Raw genomic sequence first — 23,250 nt, 5'->3', positions numbered from 1 at the left:
CCCAATCCCGTACCGCCCAATCCCGTACCGCCCAATCAAGGCGCCCGACATTGCCGCAGGAACTGCAGCGTGTCGCGCAGCACGGGCGAGCGCTCGGGCGGTTTGCGCAGCGCCAGCACGATGCCGAGATGGCCCATGCTCGGGTAGACCTTCAACTCGGCCGTGCCGCCCTTACGTTGCAGGGCGTGCTGCAACGAGGTGCTGTTCTGCAGCTCGACCACGCGATCGGCATCGCCGTGCAGCAGCAGCATCGGCGGTTCGTCGCCGCCGACATAGCGCACCGGCTGCGATTGCTGTTGCGCGGCCGGTGCCTCGCCGAAGATCTCGATCAGCTCCGGGTCGGTCAGCGGCAGGAAGTCGTAGGGCCCGGCCAGACCCACCACCCCGCACAGTTGTCGGGGTTGCAGGCCTTGCACCTGCAGCCAGCGCGCGTCGGTACCCAGCAGCGCGGCCATATGCGCGCCTGCAGAGTGGCCCATCACCGCCAGGCGCGTCGGGTCGCCACCGTAGTCATGCGCATGCCGATAGCCCCAGGCGGTGGCGCCGGCAGCGTCGGACATGAAGCCCTGCAGGCCGACCTGCGGATACTTGCGATAGTCGGCCACCATCGCCACCACGCCCTGGCGCGCGAGCGCGCGTCCGACCCAGCGATAGTTGGCGCGCGTCCCGCGCTTCCAGGTGCCGCCATAGAAGAACACCACCACCGGTGCATCCACCGCGCCGCGCGGCTGGTAGACGTCCAGGGCCAGACCATGCGCCGGATCGAACACCTGGTCGCGGTGCTCGACAATGCCCTCGCGGCTGGAGGCGGCGTTGATGCCGCCAAAGAACACGCTGCTGCAGGCAGTCAGTGTCAGCGAGCCGAGCAGCAGCAGGGCGGGGCGAAACCAGCGGGAAGTGCGCGAGGGCATGGGCGATGTCGTTTGAGGGGCGGGGAGGAATAACGCGGCGGATGTTGCCTGCGTGTGCAGGACGAGCCCGTTTGCTGGCGGCCAGCTGCTCCAAGATACGGTACGTGCGCAACGCCGGATGCGTGGTTGCCCATGCGAAGTTCACTGTCGTTGGCCTACGCTGGCATGCATGACGACTCTGCAGTTTGACAACCGCCTGCGCCAGCAGCTGCCCGGTGATTCCGAACAAGGTCCACGCCGCCGCGAGGTACGCGCTGCATGGTCGACGGTGATGCCGACGCCGGTGGCCGCGCCGCGCCTGCTGGCGTATTCGGCCGATGTCGCCCAACGGCTGGGGCTGGATGAGGCCGAGATCAACAGCGCGCAGTTTGCCGAGGTATTCGCCGGCAATGCGCTGTACCCGGGCATGCAGCCGTGGGCGGTCAATTATGGCGGGCACCAGTTCGGACATTGGGCCGGCCAGTTGGGTGACGGCCGGGCGATTTCGCTGGGCGAGGCAATCGGGGTCGATGGCGGTCGCTACGAGTTGCAGCTCAAGGGTGCCGGCCCGACACCTTATTCACGCGGTGCTGATGGCCGGGCGGTATTGCGCTCGTCCATCCGCGAATTCCTGTGCAGTGAAGCGATGCATCACCTGGGCGTGCCGACCACGCGCGCGCTGAGCCTGGTCACCACCGGCGATGCGGTGGTGCGCGACATGTTCTACGACGGCCGGCCGCAGCGCGAGCCGGGCGCGATCGTATGCCGGGTGGCGCCCTCGTTCATCCGCTTCGGCAACTTCGAGTTGCCCAGTGCGCGCGGCGATCTGGCGCTGCTGCGGCAATGGGTGGACTTCACCATCGCGCGCGATTTCCCGCAGCTGCAAGGTGCTGGCGAGGAGCTGTACGCAGCCTGGTTCGCGCAGGTCTGCGAGCGCACCGCGGTGATGGTGGCGCACTGGATGCGGGTGGGCTTCGTGCATGGGGTGATGAACACCGACAACATGTCGATCCTGGGCCTGACCATCGATTACGGCCCCTACGGATGGGTAGACGACTACGACCCGGACTGGACGCCGAACACCACCGATGCGCAGGGCCGTCGCTACCGCTTCGGCACCCAGCCCCAGGTCGCCTATTGGAACCTGGGGCGCCTGGCGCAGGCGCTGGCACCGCTGTTCGCCGACCAGGCGCAGCTGCAGCTGGGGCTGGACCGCTTCCGCGATACCTACCTGGCCTGCGACCGCCGCGACACTGCCGCCAAGTTGGGTCTGGCCGACTGCCGCGACGAGGATCTGCAGCTGATCGATGCGCTGCGCGCGCTGATGCACAACGCGGAAATGGACATGACGCTGACCTTCCGCGGCCTGATCGCGTTGGTGCCGGAGCATCCGGATCCCGATCTGTTGCGTGAGGCGTTCTATGACGAGGACAAGCGCCTCGCGCATGTCGCGCAGCTGCAGGAATGGTTGCAGCGCTACGCTGAGCGGCTGCAGCAGGACACGCTGTCGCCGCAGGCGCGGCGCGAACGCATGCGCCTGGCCAACCCGCGTTACGTGCTGCGCAATTATCTGGCGCAGCAGGCGATCGACCTGGCCGAGCAGGGCGATCCATCCGGCGTGCAGGAGTTGCTGGAGGTCATGCGTCACCCATACGACGAGCAGCCGGGCCGCGAGGCGTTTGCCGCACGGCGACCGAACTGGGCGCGCGACCGCGCCGGCTGCTCGATGCTGTCCTGCAGTTCCTGACGCGCTCAGATGCAGGTATGTCGTAAACGCGGCGTCGTGAGCGCGCGCAGCCTAGAATAGGGTGGTCCCCACCGGCCTAGACGCCACCACCACCATGACTGACTGCACCCGCTGCGCCGGCACCAATTCTTCCGGACCCAATCAATGGTCCGAACGGATCCGCGACATCGCCGATTTTCCCAAGCCGGGCATCGTCTTCAAGGACATCACGCCGCTGCTGTCGGATGGCCCGGACTTCGCCTCGGCGCTGGATGAAATGGCGCAGCCTTGGCGCACCACGCCGCTGGATGCGGTGCTGGGCATCGAGGCGCGCGGTTTCATCCTGGGGTCGGCGCTGGCGCGCGAACTACGTACCGGCTTTGTGCCGGTGCGCAAGCCCGGCAAACTGCCCGGGCGTACGCTGGTCCAGGAATACGCGCTGGAATACGGTACCGACCGCATCGAAATGCACGAGGACGCGTTGCCACGCGGCGCGCGCGTGTTGATTGTCGACGACGTGCTTGCCACCGGCGGTACGCTGCGCGCGGCCCTGAGTCTGGCTGCACAGCTGGAGCTGGAAGTGGTCGGCGCGGCGGTGCTGGTCGAACTACTGGCGCTGCAGGGCCGCGAGAAGTGGGCCAATGACGTGCCGTTGCTGGCTACCTTGAGCTATTGATCCAGGCAGCTTGCTGATCGAGCAGCTTGCCGATCAGGCTTTCTGAAAACAGGAATGCGCAAGCATGCCCATCCCTGTGGATCGAGCGGCAGACGCTATCGCCGCCGCCCGAGCGGTTGGTCGGCAGGGCCGCTGCCGCGCGTTGATTACAGCTTGCTGACCCGGAACCGGCGTCCCTTGATCTTGCCTGCATGCAGATGCGCCAGCGCCTTGGCGACCTGCGCGCGGGCGATGGCGACGTAGGAGCGGGTGGGGTAGATCGCGATCTTGCCGATCGCCGCGCCCGATAGTCCGGCTTCGCCGGTCAATGCGCCGAGGATGTCGCCGGCACGCAGCTTGTCGGTCTTGCCGCCGTCGATGCGCAGCGTGGTCATGGCCGCCTGCGGCAGCTGCGCCGGGCGGGCGGTGGCCAGGGGCGCGCGCGACCACTTCAGCGGCTGGCCCTGTTCGGCTTCCAGCGCCTGCGCGCGGCCGCTCTCGCGCGGGGCCACCAGGCTGAGCGCCAATCCGCGCTTGCCGGCGCGCGCGGTGCGGCCGATGCGGTGGCGGTAGGTTTCGGTATCGGTGGGCAGCTCGTAATTGACCACTGCCGACAGGTCTTCCACGTCCAGCCCGCGTGCGGCCACATCGCTGGCCACCAGCACGTTGCAGCTGCGGTTGACGAAGCGCACCAACACTTCGTCGCGGTCGCGCTGTTCCATGTCGCCGTGCAGGGCGAGCGCGGAGAAGCCGAACTCCTGCAGCGAGCCGGCCACCTCGTCCACTTCCTTGCGGGTATTGCAGAACACCACGCTGGATTCGGGATTGAAGCGCAGCAGCAGGCCGGCGACGGCCTTTTGCCGGTAGGTCGGGTCGACCTCGAAGAATTGCTGGTCGATTTCCGGCGCGTTGTCGGCGCCCTCAACGGTGATTTCGACCGGGTCCTTGAGGATCTCGCGCGCCAGTGTGCGGATGATGTCCGGGAAGGTGGCCGAGAACAGCAGGCTCTGGCGGTGCTTGTCGCAGCGGCTGGCGATCTCGCGGATGGGTTCTTCGAAGCCCATGTCGAGCATGCGGTCGGCCTCGTCCAGCACCAGCGTGCGCACCCCGCCCAGATGCAGGGCGCGCTTGCGGGCCAGTTCCTGGATGCGGCCGGGTGTGCCGACCACCACTTGCGGGTCGTGCGCCTCCAGCGAGGCCAGTTGCGGGCCGAGCGGCATGCCGCCGGTGAGCACCACCAGCTTCATGTTGGGGATGCCGGTGGCCAGCTTGCGGAGCTGCTTGCCGACCTGATCGGCCAGTTCGCGGGTGGGGCACAGCACCAGCGCCTGCGCGCGGGTCAGCGCCGGGTCGAGCTTCTGCAGCAGGCCCAGCCCGAAGGCGGCGGTCTTGCCGCTGCCGGTCGGCGCCTGGGCGATGACGTCCAGCCCCTGCAGGATCGGCGGCAGGCTCTGCGCCTGGATGGGGGTAAGGACGGTGTAGCCAAGGGCGTCGATGCCGGGGGCCAGGGCCGGCGACAGCGGCAGCGCGGAGAATTCGTTCATGGCGCATTTTAGCCGGGATTGGGCAGTGGGGATTGGGGATTCGCGACGGCGAGGCTTTTTCCATTCCCGATTCCCGTACAATCAGCCGATGCCTTTAATCACTCTGCAAAGCGTCGACTACAGCGTCGGCGGCCCCTTGTTGCTGGAAAAAACCGACCTCACGATCGAGCCGGGCGAGCGTATCGCCCTGATCGGCCGCAACGGCGCCGGCAAATCGACCTTGATGAAACTGATTGCCGGCGAGCTCAAGCCCGACGATGGCGAAGTGCGCGTGCAACAGGGCGTGCGCATCGCGCGGCTGGAGCAGGAAGTGCCGCAGGGCACCGGCGGCAGCGTGTTCGATGTGGTGGCCGACGGCCTGGGCGAGCTGGGTCACTGGCTGGCCGAGTTCCATCAGCTCAGCCATGCCGAGGTGTTCGATGCCGACGCGTTTGGCAAGGTGCAGGCCAAGATCGACGCGGCCGACGGCTGGGCGCTGGATCAGCGCGTCAGCGAGACGCTGACCAAGCTGGAACTGGACGGCGATGCGGAGTTTGCGCGGTTGTCCGGCGGCATGAAGCGGCGCGTGCTGCTGGCGCGCTCGCTGGTGTCCTCGCCGGATGTGCTGCTGCTGGACGAGCCGACCAACCATCTGGACATCGAAGCCATCGACTGGCTGGAGTCGTTCCTGAAGAACTGGAACGGCAGCGTGTTGTTCGTCACCCATGACCGGCGCTTCCTGCGTGCGTTGGCCACCCGCATCGTCGAGATCGATCGTGGCCAGGTCACCAGCTGGCCGGGCGACTGGGCCAATTACGAGCGGCGCCGCGAAGAGCGGCTCAATGCGCAGGCGCAGGAAAACGCGCGTTTCGACAAGATGCTGGCGCAGGAAGAAATCTGGATCCGTCAGGGCATCAAGGCGCGGCGTACCCGCGACGAAGGCCGTGTGCGGCGCCTGGAATCGATGCGCAACGAGCGCGTGCAGCGTCGCGACCTGACCGGCAACGTGCGCATGGAAGTCTCGCAGGGCGAGTCCTCCGGCAAGAAGGTGATCGAGGCCAAGGAAGTCGGCTTTGCGTTCGGCGCACGCACGATGGTCAAGGACTTCTCGACCATCATCCAGCGCGGCGACCGCATCGGGCTCATCGGCCCCAACGGCAGCGGCAAGACCACCTTGCTGAAGTTGCTGCTGGGCGATTTGCAGGCGCAGCAGGGCGAAATCCGCATCGGCACCAATCTGCAGATCGCCTACTTCGATCAGTACCGTTCCACGCTGCGCGAGGACTGGAGCGCGATCGAGAACGTGGCCGAAGGCCGCGACTTCATCGAGATCAACGGCAAGCGCAAGCATGTGCATGCGTATCTGCAGGACTTTTTGTTCACCCCCGAGCGCGCACGTGCGCCGATCACCCGGCTGTCCGGTGGCGAGCGCAATCGGCTGCTGCTGGCCCGCCTGTTCGCGCAGCCGTCCAACCTGCTGGTGATGGACGAACCGACCAACGATCTGGACGTGGAAACGCTGGAGCTGCTGGAAGAGCTGCTGGGCGAGTACACCGGCACCTTGTTGCTGGTCAGCCATGACCGCGACTTCCTCGACAACGTGGTGACCTCCACCCTGGTGATGGAGGGCGAGGGCCTGATCGGCGATTACGTCGGCGGGTACAGCGATTCGTTGCGTCAGCGTCGCACCCCGGCGCCCAACGCGATGGCGGTCGCCAAGGCATCGGCAACGGCGGCGGCGACCACGCCGGTGGCGGCTGCGCTGCCGGCCGATGCCACGCCCAAGCGCAAGCTCAGCTACAAGGACGCGCGTGAGCTGGAGCAATTGCCGGCCTTGATCGAAACCCTGGAGCAGCAGGTCGCGGCACTGACCGAGGCGATGAACGACCCGGCTTTCTATCAGCGCGACAGTGCGGCGATGGCCGCGCATACGGCCGCATTGGGCGATGCGCAGGCTCGGCTGGATGCGGCGTTCGCGCGCTGGAGCGAACTGGATAGCTGATGATCGAGCCGGTGCGCGACTGCGTGCCGGCCTGTTGAGGTGTGGTGCGAATAACTGGCACCACACCTTCACTACAAGATGGCAACTGTGGGGCAGTGCGTCGCGTAAAACGCGCGCTGGATACGCACCAGTGAACACCGATCACCAATACGCTGTGTTGATCGTGCTGTGTCCCGTGATTGCGGGATGCGTCTGGCAGGCAGCGCCTAGTCGCAGGCACTCGCAGGCGCCACGAATGCCGCAAACGTGAGCCCGCGTGCGGCCCAGGCGGTAGCCGCTTCGTCGAGGATGTCCAGCAAGGTGTCGCGGTCGTTCGGCGCAGTGCGGGCCAGCGCATCGGCGCCGTCAATCAGCAACGCATAGCCATGCGACGCCGGCAGCCATGCCAGATCGCGCAAGGCATCGGAGAGCGCGTCCCAGTTGCGGCCGAAGCCGGCCGGGAAGTCCAGTTGGGTGGCCAGACGCATCAGCAACCTGTGCTTGTCGTCGCAGCTGGCCAGGTCCACGCGCAGGATGTGCAGGCCTGCATCGCGTGCGAGGGCGGCCATGGTGTCCAGGTCGTCGGTCTCGGCCTGGTAGACGCCTGATTGCTGCGGGTCGGACAGGTCCAGTGCGAAGTCGCCTGCGCTCATGGTGCCTGCTCCGGGGCCGGGCCCTGGAACGATCTGAAACTCTGGTAATGATCGTCGCTGTAATACCACGCCTGCGGCGGGGTACCGCCGGTGACAATGCGGCGCGCACCGCGATCGGGACTGCCTGGGGTTTCCACGGTGTATTCGTGGTAGTAGCCGCGCGGACGCTCGGGCAGGCGCTGCTCACGATTGCCGAACACGCTGCCGTCCTGCGGATGCGGGAATGGCCCGCCGCGCTGGATCAGCACGATCGTGGCCATGGCCTCAGTCGGCAGAAACCCCGGCAACGCTTGCTGCTGCGGTGAGCGTTCGACCGGTGCTGCCGCGGCGATCGGCGCGCTGAGCTGCGGCGCGAAGTGCGGCTTGGGTGTCTGCATCGCGCGCATGCCCCACAACCCGGCGACGAGCAGCACGATGGCGACGATCAGCAAAGCGGGCTTGCGCATGACGGTTCCAGAAACAGGGGGGTGGGACGGCAGAGCAAGTATGCCGCTGCGCGACTGTGTCGACTTTGAACGCGCCGGGCGGTGGGACGGTTCACGCCAAAGTAACCGGGGCATGGTGCAAGGTGTGCAGCGAACACGACGCGGCATGCGATGGGATGAAGTTTCCCTGCCAATACCCTTGGTAAGCGTCGCCGCCGTCCTTACCATCTACCCCGCAACGCCCGGTCTTCGCCGGGCGGCAAGTCCAGGAGACACGCATGGCCTACACCCTCCCGCAGTTGCCCTACGCCTACGACGCGCTGGAACCCAACATCGATGCGCAGACGATGGAAATCCATCACACCAAGCATCACCAGACCTATATCAACAACGTCAACGCGGCGTTGGAAGGGACTGAGTACGCTGACCTGCCGGTGGAAGAGCTGGTGTCCAAGCTGAAGAGCCTGCCGGAAAACCTGCAGGGCCCGGTGCGCAACAACGGTGGTGGCCACGCCAACCATTCGCTGTTCTGGACCGTGCTGTCGCCCAATGGCGGTGGTGAGCCCAAGGGCGAGGTCGCCAAGGCGATCGACAAGGACATCGGTGGTTTCGAGAAGTTCAAGGAAGCCTTCACGAAGGCCGCCGTCAGCCGTTTCGGCTCGGGCTGGGCCTGGTTGAGCGTGACCCCGGACAAGAAGCTGGTGGTGGAAAGCACCGCCAACCAGGATAGCCCGCTGTTCGAAGGCAACACCCCGATCCTGGGTCTGGACGTGTGGGAACACGCGTACTACCTGAAGTACCAGAACCGTCGCCCGGAATACATCGGCGCGTTTTACAACGCAGTGAACTGGGAAGAAGTCGAGCGCCGCTACCACGCTGCGATCGCCTGAAGTCCTGCATCAGCGCTAGGGTCCACGTAGCGCTGTGACAGCGTCACCCAACACAAAAGGCCGGGAGCGATCCCGGCCTTTTGTGTTTGCTCCGCGCTGTTGTAGGAGCGACCCTGGTCGCGAGGGGCTTTGCTGGGAAAGCCCCGTCGCGCTCTGGCGCGCTCCTACGATGTGCGGGCGTCGACCAGAACTTGGGTCGGGCAGCGATCAGAACTTGGCGTCGAACTCGCGGGCGTAGCCGGTGTTGACGATGACCTTCTGCAGCGCGTCGCTGATCTTGATGTTGCCGGCCACGATCTGCTGCGTTTCCGGGCCCATGTTGTCCATGCGCGGCGGGGTGGCACCCTTGTAGTCGCAGACGCGGCCACCGGCTTCGCGCACCAGCAGCACGCCGGCCGCGATGTCCCAGGCTTTGACGCCGGCTTCGAAATACGCATCGGCGCGGCCGCAGGCCACATAGGCCAGGTCCAGCGCGGCAGAACCGGTACGACGCACATCCTCGGCCTGCACCAGCAACGCATCGACGCACTTCAGCTGCGCACTGGTGCGTGCGCGCTCGCGCGGCGGAAAGCCGGTGTGGACCATCGCGCCTTCCAGGTCCTTGCGTTCGGCGATGCGGATGCGGCGGTCGTTGAGCACCGCACCGGCGCCGCGGCTGGCGGTGAACAGCTCGTTGCGCAGCGGGTCGAAGATCACCGCATCGGTGGGTTCGCCGTTTTCCACCAGCGCGATCGACACGCAGTAATGCGGAAAGCCGCGCAGATAGTTGCTGGTGCCGTCCAGCGGGTCGATGACCCAGGTATAGCGGCCACTCTTGCCACCTTGCACGCCGCCTTCTTCGCCGAACACGGCGTACTCGGGGTAGCCGCGCTTGAGTTCCTTGATGATGACCTTCTCGGCATCGGCATCGACTTCGCTGGCGTAGTCCATGCGGCCTTTCTGCACCACGTTGAGCGCATCGAGCTTGTTGATACCGCGCAACAGCACATTGCCGGCGAGGCGGGCGGCTTTGACCATGACGGTGACGGCGGGTTTCTGCATGGTTAAAGCTCCCGTGAAGGCAGAATCGAAAATGGCGAAGGTAAAAGAGCGGTCCGGCACCAAAGCCGGCCGCGCAGTTTACCATCTACGACCGAATCGCTCCCCAATCTCCGTTCATGTCCGTCAGCCAGCGCATCCGTTTTGTTCTTGTCGGCACCCAGCATCCAGGCAACATCGGCGCCGCCGCGCGCGCGATGAAGACGATGGGGGTGTCGCGCCTGGTGCTGGTGGCGCCGGAGCGTGCGCTCGACGAAGACGCCTATCGGCGTTCGGCCGGTGCCGAGGACGTGCTCGGCGAGGCGCCGATCTTCGCCACCCTGGCCGAGGCGGTGGCCGATTGCACCCTGGTGATCGGCTGCACCGCGCGTGCGCGCCGGGTCGCGCTGGAAGAGCTGCCGCCGGACGAGGGCGCGCGCCGTGCCTGGGCCAAGGCCGGCGAACCGGCCGAGGTGGCGATCGTGTTCGGCCGCGAGCGTACCGGCCTGACCAACGACGAGCTGCAGCTCTGCCATGCGGCGCTGCATATCCCGTCCGACCCGGCGTTCAGCTCGCTCAACCTGGCGGCGGCGGTACAGGTCGTGGCGTACGAGGTGCGGCTGGCGCAGCTGGCGGCCGGCGAAGCGGAGGCTGCGCCCGCCGCGGCGGCCGGCGCGCTGCGCGAGGGCCCGGCCAGCCATGCCCAACTGGAAGGCATGTTCGGCCAGTTGGGCCAGACCCTGGACGAGATCGACTTCCACAAGGGGCGGGCGCCGGAATCGGCGATGCGCAAGCTGCGGCGGCTGCTGTTGCGCGCGGACATGAGCGAGCAGGAAGTGCGTTTGCTGCGCGGCATTCTGTCTGATGCGCAGCGCATGGCCATGCTGGCAAAGCGCAACGGAAACTGACGTCTGTCACATCTCGAAAGATTCGGCTAGGCTGTCGGCGGCTCTAGGGGAGTGTCCGTTTTGCGCGGTCTACGATGGTGTCTGATTGCCTGCGGGCTGTTGGCCGGGGCAGGCTTTGCCGCGACGGCGACAGCGGCGCCTTCCCCGGTATTGGTGCTTGGACGGATCAGCGACGATCCCGCCACGCATTACGCGCAACTCAAGCCCCTGCTGGACTACGTGGTGCCCCGCATGCACGAGGTCGGTATCCGCCGTGGCGAAATCCTGATGGCGCCGGACGCACGGCAGATGTCCAGTTACCTGCGGCGTGGCCGCGTCGACTGGGTCAGTGAAACCACCGGTGCGGCAATGCTGCTGGAACAGCGCGGCAGTGCGCACCCGCTGGTGATGACCGAGCGCGCCGGCCTGCGCGAGTTCCATACGGTGTTCTTCGTCCGCCGCGACAGCCCGATCCAGTCGCTCAAGCAGTTGCGCGGCCACACCCTGGCGTTGCAGAACGCCTCTTCCACCAGCGGCTATCTGCTGCCGATGCTGGAGCTGGTGCGCAACGGCATCGCCTGCGATGTGCTGCTGTCGCCGGATGACAGCCAGGTGCCGGGCTCGGTGGGTTACCTGATGGTCGGCTCGAAATTGAATATCTCCGCCTTCGTGCATCAGCACCTGATCGATGCGGGCGCTTTCAGCAACGCCGACTGGGACGACGAGCGTCATCTGCCGCAGGTGTTCAAGCGCGATTTCCGTATCGTGCATCGCAGTGCGCCGGTGCCGCGCGCGGTGGAGATGGTGCGCACCGGCATGGATCCGGCGGTGGAGCGGCGGCTGCGCGTGGTGCTGCTGCAGGCGGCCTCCGACCCCAAGGCCGGGCCGGCCCTGAAGCGCTTCTTCGGCACCACCGCCTTCCACCCGCTGGATGCTGCCAGCCGCCGCCGCCTGGATGCGCTGAGCGCCGGCTTGCACCGTGTCAGGGACCAAGTGGAATGACTCAGGTGCGCTTCGGGCTGCAGGCACGCTTTCTATTGGTGATGGCGCTGACGCTGCTGCTGGTCGGTGCGATCCTGGCGTCGCTGCTGCAGCGCCAGAGCGCGATGCAGCGCGAGGTGCGCGGGCTCAGCGCGCAGATCCTGCACGAGCTGTTCGATCGCAGCCTGCGCACGCGTGGCGAGACCCTGGCCACCGAGCTGGCGAACGGCCTGGCCAATCCGTTGTACTACTCCGACCTCGGCGCGGTGGGCGCACTGGTGCGCAATGCCTCGCGGCAGCAGGTGGTGAGCTACGTGCTGGTGTTCGATCGACGCGGCCGGCTGGTGCACGACGGCTCGCCCAATCTGCAGCGTTACGGCCAGGCCATGACCGACCCGCTCGCAGCCAGGGCGGTGACCGCGCGGGCCATGCTGTTGCAATCCACGCCGGAAGTGCTGGACGTGACGGTGCCGATCAAGATCGGCGACCAGCGCATCGGCGGGGTGCGGGTGGGCATGTCGCGCGAGCGGGTGCGCAGGATCGAATCCGGCGCCAACCTGACCCTGGTGCAGAACCTCAACGCGATCGGCAAGCGCGATCTGGGCTGGCTGCTGGTGCTGCTGGCCGCGCTGGTGGCGCTGGGGGTGCTGTTGGCCATCTACGTGCAGCGCACCCTGGTGGCGCCGGTGCGGCTGCTGGCGGCGGCCGCGCGCCAGATCGAGCGTGGCGACTATGCGGTGCAGTTGCCGCCGCATCCGCGCAACGACGAGATCGGCGAGTTGATTTCCGCCTTCGGCCGCATGAGCGAGAGCATCGCCCGGCACGATCGCGAGGTGCGCCACATGGCCTACACCGATGCGCTGACCGGGCTGACCAACCGGCTGGGGTTCCGCGAGGGCCTGGACCATCTGCTCAACACCGCCCGCAGCACCGACAGCAAGCTGGCGCTGCTGTTCGCCGATATCGACGACTTCAAGCGCGTCAACGACACGCTGGGCCACGAGGCCGGCGACGAGGCGCTGCTGCAGTTCGCCAGCCGCATCAGCCGCGCGGTCGGTACGTTGGGCGGCGACGATGCGATCCTGGCGCGCTTTGGCGGCGACGAGTTCGTGATCCTGCTGCAAAACGGCGATGTCAGCCTGCTTGCCGCCCAGCTGGCGGACCGGCTGGTGCACGAATTGAGCCGCCCCTTGAACGTGCAGGGCCGGGAGGTGTTCCTGGGCACCTCGATCGGCATCACGCTGTTCCCGGACGATGCCAGCAATGCCACTGCGTTGCTGAAGAACGGCGACATCGCGATGTACCAGGCCAAGGTCGCCGGCAAGAACTGCCATCGCTTCTACAGCCGTGCCGCCGATCATGCGGTGGAGCGGCGCGTGCACATGGAGCACGAGCTGCGCGGGGCCTGGGATCGCGATGAGTTGCGGCTGGTCTATCAGCCGATCTACCGCACCAGCGACCGGGTGCTGGTGGGGGTGGAAGTGCTGCTGCGCTGGCAGCACCCGGCGCTGGGCACGATTGCGCCATCCACCTTTATCGATATCGCCGAGCAGAGCGGCCTGATCGAGGTGATCGGCCCCAAGGTGCTGCGCGCGGCCTGCCTGGAAGCGGCGCAATGGCCGGTGGTGGGCGAGGGCTTGTTCATCTCGGTCAACGTCTCCCCGCGTCAGCTGCGCAGTGGCGACCTGATCGACACCGTGGCCGAGTGCCTGGCCGAGTCCGGCCTGCCGGCCGCGCGATTGCACTTGGAGCTGACCGAAACGGCGGTGATCGGCGACGAAATGATGGCTGCCAGCCTGCTCGATCAATTGCACCGCACCGGCGTGAAGGTGTGGCTGGACGACTTCGGCACCGGTTTCTCCGGCTTGAGCCATCTGCGCCAGGTGCCGGTGGACGGGGTCAAGATCGACAAGAGTTTCATCGCCGACCTGCAGCGCGACCCGGACGATCTGGCGCTGACCACAGCCATCATCGGCATGGCGCATTCGCTGGGCATCACGGTGGTGGCCGAGGGGATCGAGCAGGAAGCGCAGTTCAACCTGCTGCGCGAGCGCGGCTGCGACCTGGGCCAGGGCTACTGGTTCAGCCGCCCGCTGAGCCCGGCTGACATGGTCAAGCTGATCGCCGCAGGCTGAGCAGCGTAGGAGCGCACCCGGGCGCGACGGGCGTTACCGGTCATGCTTCGTCGCGCCCGGGTGCGCTCCTACGATCCGATGTGTTTGAGAGCTGGTGGTTACAGCGGCCGTTTGCCGGTGTCGCCGGGGATTTCGCGCACCAGGCGCGGCACCAGGTAGCCGGACAGGCGCGTGGCCAGTTCGGTGTGCAGGGCGCGCGCGCGCGCATCGTCCACTTCGAAATGTGCCACCCCGGCCACCCGGTCGAGCTGGTGCAGGTAATACGGCAGCACGCCGGCGGCGAAGCTGCGTTCGCTCAGGGCCGCCAGCGCGTCCACGCTGTCGTTGACCCCGCGCAGCAGCACGGCCTGGTTGAGCAACTGCGCGCCGGCCTCGCGCAGGGCGCGCATGGCGGTGTCGACGGCGGTATCGAATTCGTTGGCGTGGTTGGCATGCACCACGAAGGCCACCGGCCACGGCAGGCTGCGCAGCCAGGCCAGCAGCGGCGCGTCAACGCGCTCGGGCAGCACGATCGGCAGCCGGCTGTGGATGCGCAGGCGCTTGATGTGGCCGATGGCGGCCAGCGCATCGGTGAGTTCGGCCAGCTTGCCGGTCGCCAGCGACAGTGGGTCGCCGCCGGACAGCAGCACTTCGTCGATGCCGGGGTCGGCCGCGATCGTGGCGACCGCGTCGCGCCAGCCGTCGCGCGCGGCGGTTTCCTCGGCATACGGGAAGTGGCGGCGGAAGCAGTAGCGGCAGTGCACCGCGCAGCTGCCGGTGGCGATCAGCAGCGCGCGGCCGCGGTATTTCTGGATCACCCCGTCGGCGGTCTTGGCGGCGCCATCGCCGACCGCATCCAGGCCGAAGCCGGGCACCGGCCGCATTTCATCGTCCAGCGGCAGCACCTGGCGCAGCAGCGGGTCGTGCAGGTCGCCACGGCGCATGCGCGCCACGAATGCCTGCGGCACCCGCAGCGGGAACTGGGCGGCAGCCGCGTCGCTGATCCCGGCCGCCTGCGCCTCCAGGCCCAGCAGCGCCAGCAGCGCGCGCGGGTCGCGCACGGCGTCGCGCCACTGCTGCTGCCAGCGCGGCGGTTGCAGGGTGGGCGGCGGAGATGGCTGCAAGGCGAGGGGGGCTGCGGGTATCATGTGCGGTCACAAAACCAATGCCCGCCGGTTGCGGCGGGCGCCCCATTCTAATCCGACCTGCCACGGCCTGTGGCAGGTCGTGGTCTTATCGAGGAGCTGCACCATGGCCACTGTTGGCATGAACGACGTCAAGAACGGCATGAAGATCCTGGTCAACAACGAGCCGGCGGTCATCACCGAGACCGAATACGTCAAGCCGGGCAAGGGCCAGGCCTTCACCCGCATGAAGTACCGCTTCATCAAGTCCGGCCGCGTGGTCGAAATGACCATGAAGGCAACCGACGACGTGGAAGTGGCCGACGTGGTCGATACCGACATGCGCTACCTGTACAGCGATGGCGAGTACTGGCACTTCATGGACCCGGAAACCTTCGAGCAGGTGCAGACCGACAAGGCCGGCATGGGTGGCGCCGACAAGTGGCTCAAGGGCGAGGAAGACTGCATCGTGACGCTGTGGAACGGCACGCCGATCTGGGTGCAGCCGCCGAACTTCGTCGAGCTGAAGATCACCGAGACCGACCCGGGCGTGCGCGGCGATACCTCCGGCGGCGGCGGCAAGCCGGCGACGCTGGAAACCGGTGCGGTGGTGCGCGTGCCGCTGTTCGTCAACCAGGACGAAATCATCAAGGTTGACACCCGCTCGGGCGAATACTCGGCGCGCGTCAAGTAAGACGATGCGTCCGGGACACTGGCCTGATCGAGCGGGACGCAGTGCCAGTGTCGTGTTGGGGCTGTGGGGTGCGCTGCTCGCGTGCCCGGCGTTTGCGCAATCGGCTGCCGCAACCTGCGATGCCCATGACGTGGCCGCCGTTGCGGCCATTGCAACGTCCGGCGTCGTGGGCGGCGCTGCCGCCGCGGTGCCGGTCGACCGTCTGGTGGCCCAGAGCTGCAAGCCGTGGCCGAACGATGCGGCGATCCGGCTGGCGGCAATCGCATTTGCTGGCGATGCGGAGAGCGTGCCTGGCGAGCGCGACCTCGAGTTGCGCGTGGCCATGCTCGATGCCGCCAGCGGCAAGGTGCTGGCGTTCTACGCGCAGGCAATGGGCGAGGACGCCGCCTTTGAACTGGCTGCCGACAGCCTGCGCCTGGACACCGCGCGCTACGACCTGGCCAAGGGCGTGCGTGCGATCGGCGTGGTGGTGCACAGCGCCGCGCGCGGGCCCAGCTGCCCGGATTTTTACAGCAATCAGGCATTGACCCTGCTGGTGCGCGAGGGGCGTAGCCTGCGCCCGGTGCTGCAACGCGATCTCTATGCGTGGCAACGTGTGAAAGGCGAGCCGTGCAGTCTGGGCAAGGGCGACGTGATCACCGAAGTGGCCGATCTGAGCGTGAGCATGGCGCCGCAGGTACATGCCGGCTATGCGGACATCGTGCTGACAGCCAACGTGTCTACCGTGGAGAGCGCCGCTGGCAGCGACACCGATACCGAACGCACCCGTCGCGTGCGCCAGGTGCTGCGCTACAACGGCCAGCGCTATGTGCCTGTGGCCGGTGGCGATCCCAGCTGGCCGTTCGACAACTAACCTTTTATGGATCCGCTCATGACCAATGCCCCTCCCGAAGTCTGCGACCTGTTGATCGAAGCCGGCTACGTCGTGCCGATCGAGCCGCATGCGGTGGTGCTCGACGATCACGCGGTAGCGGTGCACAACGGCGTCATCGTGGCGATCCTGCCCACCGCCGAGGCGCGCCTGCGGTTTGCGCCGACGCAGACCGTCTCGCGCCCGGAGGCGGCCCTGATCCCGGGCCTGGTCAATGCGCACACGCATAACCCGATGACGCTGCTGCGTGGCGTTGCCGACGATCTGCCGCTGATGGTGTGGCTGCAGCAGCACATCTGGCCGGTGGAAGCGGCGGTGATCGGGCCGGAATTCGTCGCCGACGGCACCACGCTGGCGATCGCCGAAATGCTGCGTGGCGGCACCACCTGCGTCAACGAGAACTACTTCTTCGCCGATGTGCAGGCGGCCGTGTACAAGCAGCACGGTTTCCGTGCGCTGGTCGGCGCGGTGATCATTGATTTCCCCACCGCCTGGGCATCGTCGGACGACGAATACTTCGCACGGGCCGGCGAGCTGCACGACCAGTGGCGCGACGATCCGCTGATCAGCACCGCCTTCGCCCCACATGCGCCGTACACGGTCAACGACGCCAACTTCGAACGCGTGCGCATGCTGGCCGACCAGCTGGATCTGCCGGTGCATCTGCACACGCACGAAACCGCGCAGGAAGTGGCCGATTCGGTTGCCCAGTACGGGCAGCGCCCGCTGGCGCGGCTGGATCGCCTGGGGCTGGTCAACGACCGCCTGATCGCCGTGCACATGACCCAGCTCACCGAGGCGGAAATCCACCTGTGTGCCGAGCGCGGCGTCAGCGTGGTGCATTGCCCGGAGTCCAACCTCAAGCTCGCTTCGGGTTTTTGCCCGGCCTGCGCGCTGCAACGTGCCGGCGTGAACCTGGCGATCGGCACCGATGGCTGCGCCAGCAACAACGACCTGGACATGTTCAGCGAGAACCGCACGGCGGCGATCCTGGCCAAGGCAGTGGCTAACGATGCCACTGCACTGGACGCGGCCACCACGCTGCGTGCGGCCACACTGGGCGGCGCGCGCGCGTTGGGCTTTGGCGACAGGATCGGCTCGATCGAAATCGGCAAGCAGGCCGATCTGGTCTGCGTGGATCTGTCCGCACTGGAGACCCAGCCGCTGCATCATGTGCTGTCGCAACTGATCTACGCTGCCGGCCGTCATCAGGTCACCGATGTGTGGATCGCCGGCAAGCCCAAACTGGTGCAGCGCGAGCTCATCGACATGGACACCGCTGCCCTGGTCGCCAATGCGCGGCAGTGGCGCGAGCGCATCCGCACCGTCCGCGCCTGAGCGCGCGTCACCCCATCACGGAGCTCCGCATGAATCCGAATCCCCAACCCAATTCCAGCAACTTCCATCAGAGCGAGCTGGACAAGTTCGCGGCGCTGGCCAACCGCTGGTGGGATGCCGACGGCCCGCAGAAGCCGCTGCATGCGCTCAATCCGGTGCGCCTGGACTATGTGTCCGCGCGGCTGGGCCTGGCCGGCGCGCGCGTGCTCGATGTCGGCTGCGGCGGCGGTCTGCTCAGCGAGTCGATGGCGCGTCTGGGCGCGCAGGTCACCGCGATCGATCTGGCGCCGGAGCTGGTCAAGGTGGCGCGCCTGCACAGCCTGGAATCGGGCGTGCAGGTGGATTACCGCGTGCAGTCGGTGGAAGACCTGGCCGCCGAACAGCCGGGCAGCTTCGATGCGGTGACCTGCATGGAAATGCTCGAACACGTGCCGGACCCGACCGCGATCATCCGCGCCTGCGCCAGCCTGCTCAAGCCGGGCGGCAAGCTGTTTTTGTCCACGCTCAACCGCACCCCGGCCGCGTTTGCGCTGGCGGTGGTCGGCGCCGAATACATCGCGCGGCTACTGCCCAGGGGCACGCATCACTACAAGGATTTCATCAAGCCGGCAGAGCTTGCGGCGTGGTTGCGCAGTGCCGAACTGCAGCTGGAAGACGTCAGCGGCATGGTGTATGAGCCGTGGCGCAATCGTGCGCGCCTGTCGTCGCGGACCGAGGTCAATTACCTGGCTTATGCGGTGAAGCCGTGACGAATCGGGAATCGGGATTCGGGAATCGCAACAACAGAGACCGGCGCTGGTGATGTCCGAGCCATTCCGAGTTCAAGATGACGCCGCTCAGCGGAAAGACACCGTTGCATCGTCGAAGTTTCCGCGTGCGGTGTTGTTCGATCTGGATGGCACCTTGCTCGATAGCGCGCCGGACATGCTGGCGACTGTCAACGCGATGCTGGATGCGCGTGGGCGTGCGCCAATCGCCTTGGCGCAGTTGCGTCCGGTAGTGTCCAAGGGCACGCGCGCGATGCTGGCGGTGGCGTTTGCCGACCTCGATGCGGTCGAGCGCGATGCCTTGGTGCCGGAATTCCTGCGTCGTTACGAGGCCTTGATCGGCACGCAGTCGCAGCTGTTCGACGGTGTCGAAGAACTGCTGCTGCGGATGGAGCGTGCCGGTTGCATCTGGGGCGTGGTCACCAACAAGCCCGAATATCTGGCCCGGCTGATCCTGCCGCAACTGGGGTGGGAGCAACGCTGCGCGGTGCTGATCGGCGGCGATACGCTGGCCGAGCGCAAGCCGCATCCGTTGCCCTTGCTGACCGCGGCCGAGCGCATCGGCGTTGCGCCGGCGCAGTGTGTCTACGTCGGCGACGACGAGCGCGACATCCTGGCCGCGCGCGCGGCGGCGATGCCGTCGGTGGCGGTGTTGTGGGGCTATCGCCTGCATGACGATGAGCCGTCGCGCTGGCAGGCCGACGTCCTCGTCGCGCAGCCGCAGACACTGTGGGATGCCGTGGCGTGGCCGCAGACCTGATCTTCTTTCGCTTTTTTCTGGACCCGCCATGAGCCAATCCAGCGCTCTCGACAGTTTTCTCGACAAGTGGCGCACGCGCTGGCCGGAATGGTCGGTTGCCGAGCCCTTCATTCCCGAGCCGCAGCGACGCCTCACGGCGGCCTGGTTTGCGCTGCTGCAGGAATGGGAAGACATCATGAACATCGCCGGCGACCCGTTGCCGGCCGACGCCAAGCTGGCATGGTGGCAGCAGGAGCTGCGCGACTGGTCGCAGCAGCGTTCGCGCCATCCGCTGGGGCGCGTGCTGGAGCCGGTGCCTGCGCCATGGGCGCAGCTGGCCGACACCTTGCCGGCCATGCAGGACGCCCGTGCGCAGCCGCAATCGTTGCAGCAGGCGTTGGCGAGATTGCGTGCCTTCGCCGAGGCCGTGGTCGGCGTGGAAGCCGCGCTGTTTGCGCGCACCCAGCCTGGCGATGCCACCGCGGTGGCGCTGCAATGGCTGGACGCACGCCAGCGTGTGGCCGGCGACAGCGCCGCACCCGGCGACATGACGCTTGCCGCATGGCGCACGCAATTGCTGCGCGCCTGGCCGCGCAAACCGGCGTTGGCGCGCCCGCACCGGGTATGGTCGCGGCTGGCGCGCCTGCGCCTGCAGCGCGAGCTTGCCGGCAAGGCAGCGTATCCACCGCCCGTGCAGCAGTTGTGGCATAGCTGGCGTGCTGCCAGCGGCGCGGACTAGGAGCGGCTAACAAAACGTCGCGAGCGGTCGTCAGGTGAGTGCGGGTGGCGCGCGGTGAGCGGAGTGTACGGGTGGTACATGCTGATACCGAGCATTGGCTGCGCGGCCTGAAGCTAGCGCGGTAGTTTTGTTGGCGGTTCCAAGTCTCGATTGCTCGACGCGTTGTGCATCAGGGCTTGTGAGGTGCGGTAGATCAGCGGTGGAGCGGTCGATCTGCGGCTTGGCTGCGAGGCCCTTGCCCGCCCACCGTCGCGGGACACGCCGCAAGTACATCCGTGTAGGCTCTTCTGCGGCATCCATGCCGCATAAGGTTCCGCGACGGTAGGCAGGCAAGGACCAGTCGAGAGGGTCGGTGTGCATGGCAAGAGCAGGAACGGCGGCCGGCGGGTCAGATGCAGCGGTGGTTGCATGGGCCTTGTGCGATCTGGCCGACGTGGTCTGATTTCCGAACAACACGTTCCGTCGAAGGCGGGCAGCAAGTTGGTTGGGTTTGCTCCTATCGCTAAATAGCCATGCACCCATGCATGCAAGCGACCAAGCCGCTGCGTAAGTCACCTCGCATAGGTCATCTCGGTTTTGCGGTTGCATAAGCGCACGACCAACTTAGGAGGCGTGATGTCCTTACCGGTTCCGGGACCCTTGGCGGCATGGATGCCGCCACCGAGTCCCCAGGGATGGGTTCACGGCGTGTCCCGGAAGTGGTGAGGGCATCGCGTCCTCGACCCACCGAGCTTTTGATTCAAGCCTCTGATCGAGGCTAAACGACGTCACCGCTCTAAGTCTCGATTGCTTGCTGCGTTGTGTATTGGGGCTTGTAAGGTGCGATAGATCAGCGGTAGAGCGGTATATCTGCTGCTTGGCTGCAGGGCCCTTGCCCGCCCACCGTCGCGGGACACGCCGCAAGTACGTCCATGTAGGCTCTTACGCGGCATCCATGCCGCGTAAGGTCCCACGACGGTAGGCGGGCAAGGACCAGTCCAGATGGTCGGTGTGCAAAGCTTAAGAGCAGTGCGTTGCGCGTTGTCCGAGCATGACGCGCCTTTTCGAGGTCTAACGGACACCGCTACTAGCGGCTTTTTTTTTGCGGCCACCGACCAACTCCCTGGTGCGGTGTCCTTGCCGCTTGCGGGACCGTGTGGCGGCATGGATGCCGCCACCGAGCCCCTAGGGATGGGTTCACGGCGTGTCCCGCAAGCGGTGGGGGCGCCGCGCCCTCGATCAGCCGAGTTTTGATGCATGCTTGAATCGTCTGATCGCAGCATCGCTGCCACTCAAGCGCAAGATCAGATCGGCGAATCGGGCAATACCGAGTGGTAGGCAATGAACGCGTCATTGCACTGCAGTGGTGTGCCCGGTCCGGGCTTGCCTTGCAGTTGCACATCGTTGGGCACCGATTCGGATAGCTGATCGAAGAAGCTCACCGGGCCGCCCTTGAAGCTGAAGTGCGTCGCGCCCGGATTGCTGGCCGGCCCACCGAAGTGCGGTTGCGCGAACGAGATCGGCCCGCCCTCCAGTACCACGTTGTCCAGCGACAGGGTGATGGGCAAGGTCGTGGTCGCATCGCGATACCCGTAGAAGCTCAGCTCGCCGCCGCCAAACGCCTTGGAACCCAGCGAGTGCACATTGGTCAGCGCAATGCCGTTGAAACTCGGCAGTTTGCTGCGCACCGCCGCGTTGGCATAGTTGGCGTCGAACACCAGCGGCCGGGCAACCCCGCGCATGCAGACGTTTTCGAAGCTGATGTCGTAGACCTGGCCGCCGCGCGTGCCATCGGATTTGATGCGCAAGCCGTTGGCCGAATACGGGTCTCTCGCGACATCATTCGCGTCGAAGCCATCGATGCTCAAGCCGCGCACGGCGATGTGGCGCATGCCCGCATCGGTTTCGCTGCCCAGCGAAAAACCATGCGTGTAGTAGAACTGGTTGTATGCGAACAGCATGTTTTCCGAGGCGATGCTGCGCTTGCTGCTGGCATGCGCCTTGATCGCCACGCCGTCATCGCCGGTGCCAATGTAGGAGTACGCCAGCAACACCTTCTTCGACTGGCCCGGATCGAAGCCGTCGGTGTTCTTGGCCGTTTCGGGCGTGAAGCAACTGGCGTGCGCAGTGACGTCGGGCGTTGTGCCGGCCGGGCAGCGATAATCGGGGCGCGAGTAGACCAGGCTGGGTGCAAGAATCTTGATGCCCCACGCGGTCAGGCCGACCACGTTGTCGGTGGTGACATGGAAGTTGGGCGAGTTTTCCAGGGTGATGTCGTACAGGGTGAAGTCGCTGCTGTCGTCGATCTGCAGCAGCCGCGGTACGTGCTGGCTCAGTCCTTTGCTGACATTGAGATAGGCCAGATCCCACCAGCTGGCGGTGCCTGCATTGGGGCCGGCGGTGAGCGTGCTGCCGCCGCGGCCGTCGATCTTGCCGGCACCCACGATCCCGCTGTTGGCGGTATCGGCGACGTGGATCAGCGGGTTGCAGGATTTGGCCTTGTCGCTGGTCGCGGTGCCGCAGGTGCCAAGACCATTGTCGTAATCCTGCGGATTGCGCGAGCCGAACAAGGTGACGCCGCGGTCGATCCACAGCGTGACCTTGCTCTTGATCGTCAGCGGGCCACTCAAGAAGCCGGACTCGCCGGCATCGCCGGGCACCAGGCGCACCGCGCTGCCGGCCGGGCAATCATCGATGGCCGCCTGCAAACGCGCGGTGTCGCGCTTGGACTGCGCGGGATCTGCATCGAGCGCGTCCAGCGAACCGGCAACCGGCGTCAACGCGGCCTTGAGCGTTGCGCAGACCTGCGTCGGCAGTGTCGGTTGCTGGATCACGCCCCAACTGGTGGAAATGCTGTGCGCGGTATCGGGCGCGCCCGCTGTATGCGGCCGCGCGGCGCTGGCCTGGAATGTCGTCAGACCAAGCAGCGCGAGCGTCAACGGCGCAAGCGCTGGAAAGGGGCAATCGGACTGCATGGGATGCTCCGGGAGTGGGATGCGAAAGTCGTTGTCGATCAGTCAAAGGTGCGCCGCCTGGGTGTTGCAGTCGCATGACAGCGATCATCAACACACGTCGTCAGCGCGCCAGCCATCTCGCTTGCCACCGCACTTGGCTGGCGGCGAGCGACGAGCAAGGTTGGCCTCTTGCGTCCAGGTACGCTGCCGGCTGGGCGAATTCAGCACCGCATTGCCGAAGGCGCTGCAGCATTGCCGCAATCGGAGGCAACAAAAACGCCTGCCGGCTCACCGCATCACACG

General features: G+C 66.5%; 20 protein-coding genes and 1 other RNA gene. 13 read left to right on the top strand and 8 right to left on the bottom strand.

The genetic code is table 11. The annotated features are described in order from the left end of the window. Positions 1-35: 35 nt before the first annotated feature. Entirely contained in the window at positions 36-911 is an 876-nt protein-coding gene (locus tag KHN93_RS12050; protein ID WP_211920182.1) for an alpha/beta hydrolase, read from the bottom strand. Between the two features lie 169 nt (positions 912-1,080). On the opposite strand from KHN93_RS12050, the gene KHN93_RS12045 reads away from it, so the two are divergent. Together KHN93_RS12045 and KHN93_RS12040 are read left to right on the top strand one after the other, a co-directional pair. Further along, positions 1,081-2,637 carry a protein adenylyltransferase SelO gene (locus tag KHN93_RS12045; protein ID WP_211920180.1) on the top strand — a complete coding sequence of 519 codons (1,557 nt, stop codon included), beginning with the start codon at positions 1,081-1,083 and terminating at the stop codon, positions 2,635-2,637. Between the two features lie 94 nt (positions 2,638-2,731). Further along, on the top strand, positions 2,732-3,292 hold the full coding sequence (locus tag KHN93_RS12040) for an adenine phosphoribosyltransferase (protein WP_024939306.1): 561 nt from the start codon (positions 2,732-2,734) through the stop codon (positions 3,290-3,292). A 146-nt stretch (positions 3,293-3,438) separates the two neighbouring features. Here KHN93_RS12040 and dbpA read toward each other — a convergent pair whose 3' ends face one another. Beyond that, the gene (gene dbpA, locus KHN93_RS12035; protein ID WP_039521915.1) at positions 3,439-4,815 is read right to left on the bottom strand and encodes an ATP-dependent RNA helicase DbpA; all 1,377 of its coding nucleotides are present in this window, start codon (positions 4,813-4,815) and stop codon (positions 3,439-3,441) included. 88 nt (positions 4,816-4,903) lie between these two features. On the opposite strand from dbpA, the gene KHN93_RS12030 reads away from it, so the two are divergent. Then, entirely contained in the window at positions 4,904-6,796 is a 1,893-nt protein-coding gene (locus KHN93_RS12030; RefSeq protein WP_039813680.1) for an ATP-binding cassette domain-containing protein, read from the top strand. A 206-nt stretch (positions 6,797-7,002) separates the two neighbouring features. On the opposite strand, the gene KHN93_RS12025 is transcribed toward KHN93_RS12030, so the two are convergent. Continuing rightward, a complete protein-coding gene (locus KHN93_RS12025) occupies positions 7,003-7,428 on the bottom strand; it encodes a barstar family protein (protein WP_047125236.1) in 426 nt (141 codons plus the stop codon). Next, a complete protein-coding gene (locus KHN93_RS12020; protein WP_016904848.1) occupies positions 7,425-7,874 on the bottom strand; it encodes a guanyl-specific ribonuclease in 450 nt (149 codons plus the stop codon). The genes KHN93_RS12025 and KHN93_RS12020 overlap by 4 nt, the downstream gene beginning before the upstream one ends. Positions 7,875-8,131: 257 nt before the next feature. On the opposite strand from KHN93_RS12020, the gene KHN93_RS12015 reads away from it, so the two are divergent. After that, the gene (locus KHN93_RS12015) at positions 8,132-8,743 is read left to right on the top strand and encodes a superoxide dismutase (protein ID WP_016904847.1); all 612 of its coding nucleotides are present in this window, start codon (positions 8,132-8,134) and stop codon (positions 8,741-8,743) included. A gap of 207 nt (positions 8,744-8,950) precedes the next feature. On the opposite strand, the gene KHN93_RS12010 is transcribed toward KHN93_RS12015, so the two are convergent. Next, positions 8,951-9,784: an inositol monophosphatase family protein gene (locus KHN93_RS12010; protein ID WP_039521909.1), complete on the bottom strand. Its 834-nt coding sequence runs from the start codon at positions 9,782-9,784 to the stop codon at positions 8,951-8,953. 116 nt (positions 9,785-9,900) lie between these two features. Here KHN93_RS12010 and KHN93_RS12005 point away from each other — a divergent pair, with 116 nt between their 5' ends. Genes KHN93_RS12005 through KHN93_RS11995 form a run of 3 tightly spaced genes read left to right on the top strand, consistent with a single transcriptional unit; the run spans position 9,901 to position 13,763 of the window. Further along, a complete protein-coding gene (locus KHN93_RS12005) occupies positions 9,901-10,668 on the top strand; it encodes an RNA methyltransferase (protein WP_016905057.1) in 768 nt (255 codons plus the stop codon). Between the two features lie 51 nt (positions 10,669-10,719). Beyond that, positions 10,720-11,649, top strand: a complete 930-nt coding sequence (locus KHN93_RS12000) for a phosphate/phosphite/phosphonate ABC transporter substrate-binding protein (RefSeq protein WP_039526931.1) — start codon at positions 10,720-10,722, stop codon at positions 11,647-11,649. Then, positions 11,646-13,763, top strand: a complete 2,118-nt coding sequence (locus KHN93_RS11995; protein ID WP_104622771.1) for a putative bifunctional diguanylate cyclase/phosphodiesterase — start codon at positions 11,646-11,648, stop codon at positions 13,761-13,763. Before KHN93_RS12000 ends, KHN93_RS11995 begins: the two co-directional genes overlap by 4 nt. A gap of 98 nt (positions 13,764-13,861) precedes the next feature. On the opposite strand, the gene epmB is transcribed toward KHN93_RS11995, so the two are convergent. Continuing rightward, a complete protein-coding gene (gene epmB / locus KHN93_RS11990; protein ID WP_047128831.1) occupies positions 13,862-14,890 on the bottom strand; it encodes an EF-P beta-lysylation protein EpmB in 1,029 nt (342 codons plus the stop codon). Between the two features lie 103 nt (positions 14,891-14,993). Between epmB and efp the strand changes: the two genes are divergently transcribed. Genes efp through KHN93_RS11960 form a run of 6 tightly spaced genes read left to right on the top strand, consistent with a single transcriptional unit; the run spans position 14,994 to position 20,014 of the window. Next, positions 14,994-15,560, top strand: a complete 567-nt coding sequence (gene efp, locus KHN93_RS11985; RefSeq protein ID WP_007962665.1) for an elongation factor P — start codon at positions 14,994-14,996, stop codon at positions 15,558-15,560. A 52-nt stretch (positions 15,561-15,612) separates the two neighbouring features. Continuing rightward, positions 15,613-16,413, top strand: a complete 801-nt coding sequence (locus KHN93_RS11980; protein WP_486684693.1) for a PA3715 family protein — start codon at positions 15,613-15,615, stop codon at positions 16,411-16,413. 18 nt (positions 16,414-16,431) lie between these two features. Continuing rightward, positions 16,432-17,769, top strand: coding sequence for a TRZ/ATZ family hydrolase (locus KHN93_RS11975; protein WP_024940415.1), 1,338 nt, complete (start codon positions 16,432-16,434; stop codon positions 17,767-17,769). Positions 17,770-17,798: 29 nt separating this feature from the next. Next, positions 17,799-18,518, top strand: a complete 720-nt coding sequence (gene ubiG, locus KHN93_RS11970; RefSeq protein ID WP_102251887.1) for a bifunctional 2-polyprenyl-6-hydroxyphenol methylase/3-demethylubiquinol 3-O-methyltransferase UbiG — start codon at positions 17,799-17,801, stop codon at positions 18,516-18,518. A gap of 52 nt (positions 18,519-18,570) precedes the next feature. Beyond that, complete coding sequence (locus KHN93_RS11965) at positions 18,571-19,296, top strand: phosphoglycolate phosphatase (protein WP_211920178.1); 726 nt, start codon at positions 18,571-18,573, stop codon at positions 19,294-19,296. A gap of 28 nt (positions 19,297-19,324) precedes the next feature. After that, the gene (locus tag KHN93_RS11960) at positions 19,325-20,014 is read left to right on the top strand and encodes a squalene/phytoene synthase family protein (RefSeq protein WP_024940412.1); all 690 of its coding nucleotides are present in this window, start codon (positions 19,325-19,327) and stop codon (positions 20,012-20,014) included. A gap of 4 nt (positions 20,015-20,018) precedes the next feature. Here the strand turns inward: KHN93_RS11960 and KHN93_RS11955 are convergent. Both KHN93_RS11955 and KHN93_RS11950 read right to left on the bottom strand, forming a co-directional pair. Continuing rightward, a non-coding RNA gene (locus tag KHN93_RS11955) (sX9 sRNA) lies at positions 20,019-20,094 on the bottom strand. Positions 20,095-21,297: 1,203 nt separating this feature from the next. Continuing rightward, a complete protein-coding gene (locus KHN93_RS11950) occupies positions 21,298-22,968 on the bottom strand; it encodes a glycoside hydrolase family 28 protein (protein WP_211920176.1) in 1,671 nt (556 codons plus the stop codon). Between the last annotated feature and the right edge of the window lie 282 nt (positions 22,969-23,250).

It is taken from the genome of Xanthomonas arboricola pv. juglandis (assembly GCF_905367715.1).
Classification (GTDB): domain Bacteria; phylum Pseudomonadota; class Gammaproteobacteria; order Xanthomonadales; family Xanthomonadaceae; genus Xanthomonas; species Xanthomonas arboricola.
This window is presented reverse-complemented; position numbering and strand designations above follow the sequence as displayed.